Raw genomic sequence first — 11,638 nt, 5'->3', positions numbered from 1 at the left:
CAGCGGCGTGCAATCCGTCCAGATGTGTGGCCATGAATGATCCGTCCGCCGCATCGCCCGGCCCGTTGCCGACGATTCCGCCCCTTGTCGCATTGGCCATGCGTCCCCTGCCTCTGCTGCCGCTGCAGCTCGTTCTCGCCGGCGTCCTGCAGCGGATCCATCGGCGCAACCCCGCAATATTCGACCGGCTCGGTGATCACGCGCGCGCGCGGTTCGGTATCAAGCCGATCGATCTGCCGTTCGCCTTCGTGGTCGAAGCCAGGCCGCGGCGCTTGTCGGTGGTGCGCGACTTGCCGCGAAGCCCGGATGCGCGGATCTCGGCCTCGCTCGCCAATCTGCTGGCTCTGCTCGAAGGCAGGGTCGATGGCGATGCCCTGATGTTCTCGCGTGAGCTTGTGGTCGAGGGCGATGTCGAGGCGGTGCTGGCGCTGCGCAATGCGATCGACGACGCCCAGCTCGATCTGGCCGAAGAGCTGTCCTCGCTGTTCGGCCCCCTGGGCGCGCCGGCGAGGCGCGCCTTCGAGGCCGCCCGTGGCCGCGTGATCGCCTCATCGGGCCATGGCGGGCAATCGAGATGATGGAATTGATCTGTCCTGCCGGCACGCCGGCGGCGTTGAAGAGCGCCATCGATGCCGGCGCCGACGCGATCTATTGCGGCTTCAACGACGAGACCAACGCGCGCAATTTTCCGGGGCTGAATTTCAGCCGCGACGAAATGCGCAAGAGCATCGCACTGGCGCATGGCCGCGGCGCAAGGGTCCTGGTGGCCATCAACACTTTCCCGCGTGCCTCAGCCGTCGACATCTGGCATCGCGCGGTGGACGATGCGGCGAGCGCGGGGGCCGATGCGCTGATCCTCGCCGATATCGGATTGATGGATTACACGGCGAAGCGCCATCCCAACCAGCGCTTGCACGTCTCGGTGCAGGCCGCGGCCGCCAATCCCGATGCCATCGCCTTCTACGCTGAGAATTTCGGAGCGCGCCGCGTCGTGCTGCCGCGCGTCCTGAGTGTGCCCGAAATCGCCGAGATCACCCGGGAGTCGGCCTGCGAGACCGAGGTCTTCGTGTTCGGTGGCCTCTGCGTCATGGCCGAAGGGCGCTGCTCGCTCTCGTCCTATGCGACCGGCAAGTCGCCGAACATGCAGGGCGTCTGCTCGCCGCCGAGCCATGTGACTTACGAACAGACTACGGAGGGGACGAAGTCCAGTCTCGGCGGTTTCACCATCAACCGGTTCGCCGTGAGCGAGCCCGCGGGCTATCCGACCCTGTGCAAGGGGCGCTTCTCGACCGCGCAGGGCGCCGGCTATATTTTCGAGGACCCCGTCAGCCTGGATGCCACGGCGCTGCTCAAGGGCATGCGCGATGCCGGCGTGACCGCGCTCAAGATCGAGGGCCGCCAGCGCGGCCGTGCCTATGTCGAGAGCGTGGTGCGCCATTTCCGCCACGCGCTCGCCGCGCTCGAGAGCGGCAGTGAGGCGGACATCGCAAGCCTGAAGCCGTTCACCGAAGGGCAGGCCTCCACGCTCGGCGCCTATCGCAAGACCTGGCGCTAAACTTGTCGACTATGTGAGGTCCGGAAGATGCAACTCAGCCTCGGTCCAGTTCTGTACAATTGGGCGCCGGAACGCTGGCGCGACTTCTATTTCCGGATCGCTGACGAAGCGCCTGTCGACGCCGTGTCCGTCGGCGAGATCGTCTGCTCGAAGCGATCGCCGTTCTTCGCAGACCACATCCCGGCCGTGGTCGAGCGGCTGCAGAGCGCAGGCAAGCAGGTGCTGCTGGGTTCGCTGATCCTGGTCTCGCTGCGGCGCGAGCGCCGCCAGACCGAAGAGCTGGCGGCGGCCGAAGGCGTGCTGGTCGAGGTCAATGATCTGACTTGTCTCAGGGCGCTCGCAGGCCGACCGCACGCCATCGGGCCGTTCGTCAACATCTACAACGAGGCGAGCGCGGCCTTTCACGCCGCGCGCGGTGCGAGGCGCATTTGCCTGCCGCCGGAATTGCCGCTGGCCTCGGTGGCGACGATCGCGAAGGCTGTTCCCGACATCACGACCGAGGTGTTTGCGTTCGGCAGGGTGCCGCTGGCCATCTCCGCGCGTTGCTATCATGCGCGCCTTCACAAGCTCGCCAAGGACAATTGCCGCTTCGTCTGTGAAAAGGACCCGGATGGTTTGCTCTTGAACACGCTGGGGCAGCAGGACTTCCTGACCATCAACGGCGTGCAGACGCTGTCGCACAGCTGCGCCAATCTGCTGGGCGAGGCCGGCTTACTGCACGAAAGCAACGTCGGATCACTGCGCCTGTCGCCGCAGGATTGCGACATGGTCGTCGTCGCCAAGGCCTTTCGCGACGTGCTGGACGGCCGCGACGATGTCGACGGCGGCAACCGCCGGCTTGCTGCGGCCTATCCTGGTGTGCCGTTCTCGAATGGCTTCCTGTGGGCAGAGCCAGGGCACGTCTATCGTCAGGCCCGATCAGGGGATGCGCAAGGCTCAACGCAAATCGGGCCTCTCTGAACGAATTCGGCGTCGCGAGTGCTCAGAAATTCGCGGCCATTGCGGCCAGACGTCGATGGGCCCTTTCCCGCGCAGCCTCGATCGGCTGCTGCGGTCCCGTGGTTGGCCCGATCGGCACGAAGCGGACGTTGTCGATACCGATGAAGCGCAGGATGTCTCGCAGGTAGGGCGTTGCCATGTCGATGCGGCCGCGGTTCATGCCGGTGGCAAAGTCACTGCCGCTGGCGAGAATCACCAGCGTCGGCCGGTCCTTGAGCAGTGGCAGATAGCCCTGTGACGGGTCGAACCGGAACGTCAGTCCAGGCTGCACGATGATGTCGAGCCACTGCTTGAGCTTGTAGGGAATGCTGAAGTTCCACATCGGGGTCGAGATCAGCACGCGATCGGCCAACGAAAACCGCAGCGCCATTCGCTCGGCCTCCGCAAAGCTGTCGCGTTGCGTGTCGTTGAAGGCTTGCCCGTTCATCCGTGCATATTTGGCCTCGGCGATGGGGCCTGAGAATTCCGGCATCCGCTCCCGCCAGAGGTCCACGACATCGAGGTCCCAGTCCGGCCGGGCCCGGCGAAAGCCGTCAAGAAAGACGCGCGCGCCGGCGGTCGACTCGGAGTCAGGGCGCGGTGAGCAGGAGAGGTGCAAAATCTTCGCCACCGCTCATCCCAGCGCTTTGATAACGGTGTCTGCCCTCGTGACGATCGCGACGTTCTGCATGGCGAAATTGATCGACGCGTTGTGCCAGTCGGGGTTCATGGTCGAGCAGCAATCTTCGGGGACGATCATGAAGTAGCCCTTGTCCGCCCCGGTGCGGGCGGTATGCTCGACCGACATGTTGGTCCAGGCACCGGTGTTGATGATCATGTCGCGCCCGGTTGCCTTGAGGATTGTCTCCAGCCGCGTGCCCTCCCAGGCGCTCATCCGCATCTTCTCGACAATGAAATCGCCGGGCCGGGGCTCGAGGCCGGAGACAGGCGCCGCGCCCCAGCTTCCGCGCACCATCGCCTTGCTGTCGACGAGGCCTTCGAACAGCGGTGCGTTCAGCGTGACACCGGGCGCGCCCGGCTCGACGACGAACCAGACGTGGATGATGGCGACGCCGCGGGCCCGCGCGGCTTCTGCGAGGCGGCGGACATTCTCGACGACATGCTGCTGCTTCGCGTGCCCGGGAGCGCCTGACTCGGCGAAGGCGCCGCCGTCCATGACGACGTCGTTCTGCAGGTCCTGGATGATCATGGCGCATCGCTGCGGATCAAGCCGCATGTCGCCGTCAGCGAGGATAGGCGCTGCCGGCGAGGCGCCTGCCGCCGGGCCGCCGCCGCTTCGCCGGCCGCTCATGTAAGGCTCATGCCGCGGGCCGACCTTGGTCGGAATGGCATAGACCGAATGTGTCGAGGTCAGATAAAGCGTGCGGAAATCCGGCCCGCCCCAGGCGAGGTTGGCGACCATCTCGGGCACGCGGACCTTGCCGAGCAGTTCGCCGCGCGGCGAATAGACCCAGACCCCGCCGGGCGCGGTGACCCAGACATTGCCGTGCTGATCGCACTTCATGCCATCGGGCAGGCCGGCTTCAAGCTCGGAGCGGACGCCGCTTGCGAACACCCGCGTATTCGACAGCGAGCCGTCGGCGTTGACGTCGAAGACGCGGATCAGCGCCTGCACGGTGTCGTTGACATAGAGCAGCTTCTCGTCCGGCGAGAAGCACAGGCCGTTCGGCTGGTCGAACAGATTGCGCTCGACCACGAGCTTCGGCTCACCGCCGGGCACGAGGCGATAGACGCCCTGGAAGCCGAGCTGACGCGGACGCTCGACGCCATAGACCGGCATACGGCCATACCAGGGGTCGGAGAAATAGAGCGCGCCGGAGGAGTGCACGCAGACGTCGTTCGGGCTGTTCAGCTCCTGGCCCTGGAAGTGCGAAGCCAGCACCTCGCGCCGCCCGTCCGGCCGTTCGCGGACTAGCTGCGAGGTCGCGTGCTCGCAGACGATCAGATTGAGCTCGGCATCATAGGTCATGCCGTTGCACTTGTTGGAGGGACGCTTGACCTCGGCCACGCCGCGCCGCGCATCCCAGCGCCGGCGCACGTCACCCGGCATGTCCGAGAACAGCAGATAGTGATCGACCGGATGCCAGATCGGCCCCTCCGTGAAGTCAAAGCCGGTGCCGACCTGCGCGACCGGCGCATAGGGGTCGATCAAAGTTTCGAACTCGCTTCGCAAGGTGACGTGCGTCATCGGTCGATCCCCAAGATCATCTCAAGCCGGGAACCAGTTGCGTGCGGGCAAGGACTGCACGATCGGTCCGGGGACCTGATCGTGCAGGCGCCCGACGACGTTGCCGCCTTCGATCTTGGCGGGACGATCGTGCACCGGCAGCAGATAGCGCGAGTTGCTCAGCAGCTTCTTGATCGAGGCCTTCTCGGCGCGCTTGCTGGTGCCATGGTTGCCCGTCGTGCGCGGCTCCCAATCATGGATCTCGTTGAAGGGCGTCACGATCTGGTCGTTGAAATCGTAGATCACGTCGCCGCAGATGGTGGCGATTCCGTCGGCCGTCTCGACGATGACGTTCATCGAGCCCTCCGTATGCGCATTGGCCGCGTCGCAATAGACGCCGGGCATCAGCTCGATCGGGCCGGTGATCTCGAGGTCGAGGAAGCGCAGCGCTCTCTTGGTGTGCAGGCGGTCGATCAGGTGCTTGATGTCGGGCGCCGGATATTGCGGATGCATCAGGCCGGAGACGGAATATTCGAGCTCCTTGCGATTGAGCACGACGGTCGTGTTCATCGGGAACAGATCGTCCTTGCCGGCGTGGTCGATATGCAGATGGGTGTGGCAGACGAAGCGGACGTCGCCCATGCGCACTCCGTGGCGCGCAAGCTGGTTCTCGATCATGTTTTCGTGGTACTGCAGCCCGCGCATGCCCAGCGTCTCCATGATCTGGTTGGAGCGGTAGCCGGTGTCGACCACGACCGGATATTTCCCCCCGAGGATCAGGAAGCCGAGGGTAAGGACGCGGCGGGTGCGGCCGCAATCGCGGCCGAGCACCAGAAAGCTCGATTCCAGCTCGATATCGCCATAGTCCAGGATCTTGATCTCCAGCGCCATTCGTTGCCCTCCCTCATCTGTTTCTTGTCTGTCAAAGCCGGTAGACGCGCGTTGCCGTCGTCCTGAAGATGGCGTCCTGCTGCTCCGCGCTGAACGGTGCGGCGGCCTTGCGAAAGGCGCCGACGAGTTCACGATAGCTGGTCCACAATTTCTCGATCGGGAAATTGGAGCCGAACAGGCAGCGCTCGGCGCCGAAGATCGCGACGGTATCCGCGAGCACGGCGGCGATGTGCGCGGGATCGTTGCGATGGATGAAGGTGCCAAGCCCGGAGAGCTTTGAGACCACGTTCGGACGGGCCGCGAGCCGGGCCATGCCGCCGCGCCAGGCGGCGCGGCCGGCGGGCGAGAGATCCTCCAGCATGCCGGCATGCTGGAGGATGAAGGTCACGTCGGGACAGGCTTCGGCCAGCGCTGCGGCGTTCGGCATCTGCGGGGTGAACACCTGCAGGTCGAAGCTCCAGCCATAGTCGGCGAGGCGCGCGACGTTGCGGCTGATCATCGGATCGGCGCAGAGATCGGCGTGGGCTGCAAAGCGGTACAGCGGGTTCTCGTGCCAGTGCAGCTGCATGCGCACGCCGCGCACCAGCTTGTAGCGCTTCAGGCGATCGAGCTGCGGACGCACGTCGTCCACGGCGAAATTGGCATAGGCGACGATCGCGTGCGGCCAGCCGTGTTCGTCCGCAGTCTGCTGCACCCACGCGGCCTCGTCCTCGAAGCGGTCGTTGGCCCAGTTGGTTTGCACATAGACCGAACGCGTGACGCCGGTACCCTTGAGGTCGTCGAGATATTCCTGGATCGGGTAGTCGCGCCGGATCGGCTCGTAAGGTCCGAAGATGCGCGGCTGCATGGGGCCGATCAGCCAGGGCAGGTCGGCCTGCCGCCAGATGTGATGATGGCCGTCGACAATATCGGTCACGCCGCTCTCCTTCGTCCCAACGCCAGAATATGCGCGACGATCGACGCGCTCGAACCGCCATCCAGGAGGTCGTCGACGAAGCGCTCGATGGCGACGAGTGCCTCGGTCTGCGGGCGGAAGCCGGGGCTTGTCGCCAGCGGCGTCAGCCAGCTCAAGCGCCAGGCCCGCCGCGACAATTTCGCGACGGCGTCGCGAAGTGCATCGGTCTCCCCGCGCTCGAGTCCGTCGGAGACGATGACTACGGCGGCGCCGCGCGCATAGCCGCCGAAGCGGGGCACGGCGAGGAAGGCCTGGAGCGCGTCGCCGATGCGGGTGCCGCCGTCCCAGTCGCTGACCAGATGCGCGGCGGCGTTCATGGCCTGCTCGCGGCGCTTCAGCCGCAACGGCCGAGTGACGCGGGTCAGCCGCGTGCCGAAGGTGAAGACCTCGACACTGGGCGCGGCCTGCACCAGCGCATGCGCGAGCTTCATGTTCTCCTCGGTGCGGCTCTTCATCGAGCCGGAGACGTCGATCAGCAACAGCATCTTGCGCGGGCGCTGGCGCCGCTTCATGTGGCCGAGCCGCAGGATCTCGCCGTCGCTGCGGACAGAGTCGCGTAAAGTGCGGCGGAGATCGGTGAACGGCCCGCGGCGGGCGCGCATGCGGCGATGGCCGCGCCGACGCGGCAGGCGTCGCGGTGCCTCCCGCGTCAGGCGGCGCAATGCGTCCATGCTCGATGTCGCCCCAAAGCGACGTTCGACCAGCGCCTCGCTTCGGGTCGCGGTGAGACCGGACTCATTGGCCTCGTCGGAGAGCAGGGGCTCTTCGTTGCCGCGGCCCTCCTCCTGGAGGCGGACTGTCTCGTCGTCCTCGCCTTCGTCGTCTCGCGCGATGGCTTCGCTACCGCGGAAGTGGAGATCGAACAGCCGGTCGAAGGTCGCCCGGCGTTCGGGCGGCGGAGCCAGCGTCGCCAGGGCGGCTTGCCTGATGTGCTCGATGGTGCGCGGGCCGAGCAGCTCGATCGCGGCGAGGAACGTGGTGGTTTGCTCCGGTGCGACGGCAAAGCCGTTCGCGCGCAGCAACGGGACGAAAGCGACGAAGATGCGCGCGGCGCGCGGCAGCTGCGGCTCGGTGGTCATGCGGTCGCCTCCGCGAGCATGGCGTCGAGCCGCGGCGAGATGAAATGCAGGTCCTCTTCGTCCTTCAGCGCCACGCCGATCGAGCGCTTGAACGCATCGGGCCAGCGGGCCCCGCCCTTGTGCAGGAGCGTTGCGGCCTCGGCCCAATCGACGGCCTCGGCAATGCCGGGCGCTTTGCTCAGCGGCTCGCGCCGCAACTTCTCCACGGCTGCGACGACGGCGCGGGCGGTGGCCTCGGCGACGCTGGAGGCGCGCATCATGATGATCCGCGCCTCGCGCTCGGCGGTCGGATAGTCGATCCAGTGGTAGACGCAGCGCCGGCGCAAGGCCTCATGCAAATCGCGCGTCCGGTTCGACGTCAGCACGACCACGGGGCGTTCCGCCGCGCGAACCGTGCCGCGCTCGGGAATCGAGATCTGGAAGTCGGAGAGGAATTCGAGCAGGAACGCCTCGAACTCCTGGTCGGCGCGGTCGATTTCGTCGATCAGGAGCACGGTGGAATCGGGCGCACGAAGCGCGGCCAGCATCGGCCGCTCGATCAGGAAGGTCTCGCCATAGATGTCGATGCTCTCGTCGCCGGCCTGGCGGATCGCGAGCATTTGGCGCGGGTAGTTCCACTCATAGAGCGCGGCGGACGCATCGATGCCCTCGTAGCATTGCAGGCGGATCAGGCGGCGGCCGAGCACGGCAGCGATCGCCTTGGCGGCTTCCGTCTTGCCGACGCCGGGCGCGCCTTCCAGCAGCAGCGGCTTGCCGAGCGCGAGGCCGAGATAGGCTGATGTCGCGAGGCCCTCGTCGGCAAGGTAATAGGCTGCCCGCAGCGCCTTCTCCAGCGCCTCGGGGCTGTCGATGCCGACGATGTTGCTGCGAACCGCCACGACCGATCCTCTAGCGCCGCGCCTGCGGCCGCGCGCCGCCCTGGGCCTTGATCGCGCGCAGCACCTTTTCGGGCGTGATCGGCAGGTCGTCGATGCGCACGCCGACGGCGTTGAAGATCGCATTCGCAACGGCCGGCAGCACCGGATTGGCGCACATCTCGCCGGGGCCCTTGGCTCCGAACGGACCATCGGGAGCGGGCCGTTCCAGCACCGCGATATCGTGCGGGCAGATGTCGCCAGGGCCGGGCATCAGATATTCGACGAAGTCGCGGGGGCCGTGAACGGGATCGGGATAATAGGGCTCCGGGGTCTCAAAGAGCGCGTGGCTGACGCCCATCCAGGCGCCGCCGACCAGCTGCTGCTCGACCAGACGCGGGTTCAGCGCCCGACCGAGCTCATAGGCGGAATCCATGCGGACCATCGCGACATCGCCGGTCTCGTCGTCGACCTCGACCTCGGCGACGAGGCAGGCATGGGCGTAACAAGTTGCCGGCGACATCTCGCCGGTTTCAGGATCGACGTTGGAGAGCGGGACGAGAAAGATGCCGCGGCCCGAGATCGTCTTGCCCTGCTTGAACTGCGCGGCAATCGCGACATCCTTGGTCGAGATCGACCGATGCGGCGCGCCCTTGACGTGAATATTGCCGCGGCCATCGGTTTCGAGATCGGCGGCATTGACCTCGAGCTCCTCGGCCGCCGCCTCCATCATCACGCCGCGGGCCTCTCGCGCCGCAGCCATCACGGCGTTGCCGACCCGGTGGGTGCCGCGCGAGGCGAACGAGCCCATGCAGTGCGGGCCGGTGTCGGAATCCGCCGTGTCGACATAGACGTCCTCGACCGGCACGCCGAGCGTCTCGGCGCAGATCTGCCGCGTCACCGATTTCATGCCCTGTCCGAGATCGATCGACGACAGCGCCACTGTGAATTTGCCGCTGGGATTGGAGTGAACCAGGGCCTGGCTCGGGTCGCCGCCAAGGTTCATGCCGATGGGATAATTGATCGACGCCATGCCGCGTCCGCGATGCCTGGTCATGTCAGCGTCTCCTTGTGCCGAACACGGATGAGAACCGCGTCGCGCCATGCGACGGCGCGGCCGGACGCGGCGGGGGAGGCGGCGGCGTCGGCGGGGGCGGATCGCGCGGCGGCTCCCGCGTCGCGGTCACGGGCGCGCGGTCGTAGCTCGTGCGCTGCTGTGCAGGCGCAGCCGGACGCGCGCGCGACTCCGTTGGCGTCGTCGGGATCGCCGCGCGGCTGCCGCCGCCGTCCTTGCGCGAGGAGGCGCGCTTGAACTCGTCGCGGATCGGCCATTTGGCTTTCTCGGCCGCGACCTGAACGCATTCGATCAGCGCGGTGTTCTTGGCCTCGCGCCGGTGCGCCTTCATGTCGCCGTCGCGATAGGCGTTGAGGATGCGAAACTCCATCGGGTCCATGCCGACGAGGTTTGCGAGCTTGTCCATCTGGCATTCGATCGCAAAGTCCATCGCGGTGACGCCGAAGCCGCGCATGGCGGTCGCGGGCGTCCGATTGGTGAAGACGCAATAGACGTCGCCATAGACGTTCGGGATGGTGTAGGGGCCGGGCAGGTGGGCGGCGCATTTCACCGCGGCATAGCTCGACAGCCGCGTATAGGCGCCGCTGTCGAAAAAAGCGCGGATCTTGCGGGCGACGACGCGGCCGTCGCGCATCACGCCGTCCTTGATGTAGATGCGTTCGGCGCCGCGCGGCGGACCGTACTGCATCTCCTCCTCGCGCCCGAATACGTAGCGGACGGGGCGTCCCGTCAGCATGGCGCCGAGGATCGCGAGCGGCTCAGTCAAGGTGTCGACCTTGCCGCCGAAGCCGCCGCCGACGGTGCCGCCGATGAAGTGGAACGTGTTGGAGGGCACGTCCAGAATCTTGGCGCAGGTGTCCACCGAGAAGAACAGCGCCTGGGTCGAGGTGTAGACGACGTAGCGGCCATTGGTGTCGGGCGCCGCAATCGCGCCGTTGGTCTCAGTGGGGGCGTGCTCGATCGGCGACATCTGGTAGCGCTGCTCCAGCAAGTGGTCGGCGCTCGCGAGCGCCGCGTCGGCATCGCCGAAGCGCAGGCGCTGGTGGTCGTAGACGTCGTGATAGATGAAGGCGTTCTTCGGATAGGTCTCGTTGACCACGGGCGCGCCGGGTTTCAGCGCGTCCTCGACGTCGAACAGAGCCGGGAGTGGCTCGTAGTCGACCTTGACCTTTGCGATGGCCTCGAACGCCTCGCGCTCGCTGTCGGCGACGATGGCGAGGATCGGCTCGCCCTTGTAGCGGACCTTGTCGACCGCCAGCGACGGCTCGTCATCCTTGCCGAAGTTGATCAGGCTGAGAAGCGTGTTGAGATTGACCGGCACGTCGGTGCCGCGGATGATCCGGCGCACGCCGGCCGAACGTTCGGCCTCGGTGGTATCGATGCGACGGATCCTCGCATGGGCCTGTGTCGAGCGCACGACCTTCAGGTGCAGCATGCCCTGCAGCTTGTGGTCGTTGAAATAGCTCGACGTACCCGTGACATGGCCGAGCATGTCCTGGCGCTGGGTGCCCTTGCCGATTTCTTTTAAGTTATCGTCGCGCTCGTCGGCGAAGATGTCCTTGCGCAGTTCCAGCATGATCTACCTCAGGCGCTGACCCGGCCGCTCGCGGCGGCAAGGATGGCATTGATGATCGGCTCATAGCCGGTGCAGCGGCAGATGTTGCCGGAGATGGCCTCAATGACCTCGTCGCGGCTCGGCGAGGGATTGCGGTCGAGCAGCGCCTTGGCGGCCATCAGCATGCCCGGGGTGCAATAGCCGCACTGGGCGGCGAAATGGTCGGCGAAGGCCCGCTGCAGCGGGTGCAGGTTCGGGCCCTGCTTCATGCCGTCGAGCGTCTCGATCGAGCGGCCGGCCACCGTCTCCGCCAGCGTCAGGCAGGAGAGATGAAGCTCGCCGTCGATCAACACACTGCAGGCACCGCAGCCGCCCTGGCCGCAGCCGAATTTCGGCGTCATGTCGCCGATCAGCTCGCGGAGCGCCACCAGGAGATTGGTGCCGCCGTCGACGAAGATCGCGACGTCGCGACCGTTGTGACGAAATTGCAGGGGTATCTTGGACATGA

At 66.4% G+C, this 11,638-nt stretch carries 12 protein-coding genes; 3 read left to right on the top strand and 9 right to left on the bottom strand.

Annotated features, from left to right (window positions below):
- Positions 1-32: 32 nt before the first annotated feature.
- The 3 genes from ubiT to ubiV are packed head-to-tail and all read left to right on the top strand — an operon-like array spanning position 33 to position 2,515.
- The gene (ubiT, locus tag RAD04_RS35455; RefSeq protein ID WP_461627485.1) at positions 33-578 is read left to right on the top strand and encodes a ubiquinone anaerobic biosynthesis accessory factor UbiT; all 546 of its coding nucleotides are present in this window, start codon (positions 33-35) and stop codon (positions 576-578) included.
- On the top strand, positions 578-1,555 hold the full coding sequence (gene ubiU / locus RAD04_RS35450; protein ID WP_461627541.1) for a ubiquinone anaerobic biosynthesis protein UbiU: 978 nt from the start codon (positions 578-580) through the stop codon (positions 1,553-1,555). Before ubiT ends, ubiU begins: the two co-directional genes overlap by 1 nt.
- A gap of 27 nt (positions 1,556-1,582) precedes the next feature.
- The gene (ubiV, locus tag RAD04_RS35445; protein ID WP_461627484.1) at positions 1,583-2,515 is read left to right on the top strand and encodes a ubiquinone anaerobic biosynthesis protein UbiV; all 933 of its coding nucleotides are present in this window, start codon (positions 1,583-1,585) and stop codon (positions 2,513-2,515) included.
- Positions 2,516-2,537: 22 nt separating this feature from the next.
- Here the strand turns inward: ubiV and RAD04_RS35440 are convergent, their stop codons facing one another.
- Genes RAD04_RS35440 through RAD04_RS35400 form a run of 9 tightly spaced genes read right to left on the bottom strand, consistent with a single transcriptional unit; the run spans position 2,538 to position 11,636 of the window.
- Complete coding sequence (locus RAD04_RS35440) at positions 2,538-3,164, bottom strand: FMN-dependent NADH-azoreductase (RefSeq protein WP_461627483.1); 627 nt, start codon at positions 3,162-3,164, stop codon at positions 2,538-2,540.
- A 3-nt stretch (positions 3,165-3,167) separates the two neighbouring features.
- Positions 3,168-4,742 (bottom strand): isochorismatase family protein, encoded by a 1,575-nt coding sequence (locus RAD04_RS35435; RefSeq protein WP_461627482.1) that lies wholly within the window; start codon positions 4,740-4,742, stop codon positions 3,168-3,170.
- A gap of 21 nt (positions 4,743-4,763) precedes the next feature.
- Complete coding sequence (locus RAD04_RS35430) at positions 4,764-5,612, bottom strand: N-acyl homoserine lactonase family protein (RefSeq protein WP_461627481.1); 849 nt, start codon at positions 5,610-5,612, stop codon at positions 4,764-4,766.
- 31 nt (positions 5,613-5,643) lie between these two features.
- Positions 5,644-6,528: an amidohydrolase family protein gene (locus RAD04_RS35425; RefSeq protein ID WP_461627480.1), complete on the bottom strand. Its 885-nt coding sequence runs from the start codon at positions 6,526-6,528 to the stop codon at positions 5,644-5,646.
- Positions 6,525-7,646, bottom strand: coding sequence for a vWA domain-containing protein (locus tag RAD04_RS35420; RefSeq protein WP_461627479.1), 1,122 nt, complete (start codon positions 7,644-7,646; stop codon positions 6,525-6,527). The genes RAD04_RS35425 and RAD04_RS35420 overlap by 4 nt, the downstream gene beginning before the upstream one ends.
- Positions 7,643-8,524 (bottom strand): AAA family ATPase, encoded by an 882-nt coding sequence (locus tag RAD04_RS35415; RefSeq protein ID WP_461627478.1) that lies wholly within the window; start codon positions 8,522-8,524, stop codon positions 7,643-7,645. Before RAD04_RS35415 ends, RAD04_RS35420 begins: the two co-directional genes overlap by 4 nt.
- A gap of 10 nt (positions 8,525-8,534) precedes the next feature.
- The gene (locus RAD04_RS35410) at positions 8,535-9,557 is read right to left on the bottom strand and encodes a xanthine dehydrogenase family protein molybdopterin-binding subunit (protein WP_461627477.1); all 1,023 of its coding nucleotides are present in this window, start codon (positions 9,555-9,557) and stop codon (positions 8,535-8,537) included.
- A 1-nt stretch (position 9,558) separates the two neighbouring features.
- Complete coding sequence (locus RAD04_RS35405; protein ID WP_461627476.1) at positions 9,559-11,151, bottom strand: xanthine dehydrogenase family protein molybdopterin-binding subunit; 1,593 nt, start codon at positions 11,149-11,151, stop codon at positions 9,559-9,561.
- A gap of 8 nt (positions 11,152-11,159) precedes the next feature.
- Positions 11,160-11,636, bottom strand: a complete 477-nt coding sequence (locus tag RAD04_RS35400; RefSeq protein ID WP_461627475.1) for a (2Fe-2S)-binding protein — start codon at positions 11,634-11,636, stop codon at positions 11,160-11,162.
- Positions 11,637-11,638: the final 2 nt, after the last annotated feature.

This window comes from Bradyrhizobium sp. 25ACV, assembly GCF_054863005.1.
Note: the sequence above shows the minus strand (reverse complement) of the source record. Positions and strands in the feature narration are given on the sequence as shown.

Excerpts from the sequence above, each read along its gene's own strand:
- RAD04_RS35420 (WP_461627479.1), bottom strand. The coding sequence starts at position 7,646 with ATGACCACCGAGCCGCAGCTGCCGCGCGCCGCGCGCATCTTCGTCGCT.
- RAD04_RS35430 (WP_461627481.1), bottom strand. The coding sequence starts at position 5,612 with ATGGCGCTGGAGATCAAGATCCTGGACTATGGCGATATCGAGCTGGAA.
- ubiU (WP_461627541.1), top strand. The coding sequence starts at position 578 with ATGGAATTGATCTGTCCTGCCGGCACGCCGGCGGCGTTGAAGAGCGCC.
- RAD04_RS35435 (WP_461627482.1), bottom strand. The coding sequence starts at position 4,742 with ATGACGCACGTCACCTTGCGAAGCGAGTTCGAAACTTTGATCGACCCC.
- RAD04_RS35400 (WP_461627475.1), bottom strand. The coding sequence starts at position 11,636 with ATGTCCAAGATACCCCTGCAATTTCGTCACAACGGTCGCGACGTCGCG.
- ubiT (WP_461627485.1), top strand. The coding sequence starts at position 33 with ATGAATGATCCGTCCGCCGCATCGCCCGGCCCGTTGCCGACGATTCCG.
- RAD04_RS35405 (WP_461627476.1), bottom strand. The coding sequence starts at position 11,151 with ATGCTGGAACTGCGCAAGGACATCTTCGCCGACGAGCGCGACGATAAC.
- RAD04_RS35410 (WP_461627477.1), bottom strand. The coding sequence starts at position 9,557 with ATGACCAGGCATCGCGGACGCGGCATGGCGTCGATCAATTATCCCATC.
- ubiV (WP_461627484.1), top strand. The coding sequence starts at position 1,583 with ATGCAACTCAGCCTCGGTCCAGTTCTGTACAATTGGGCGCCGGAACGC.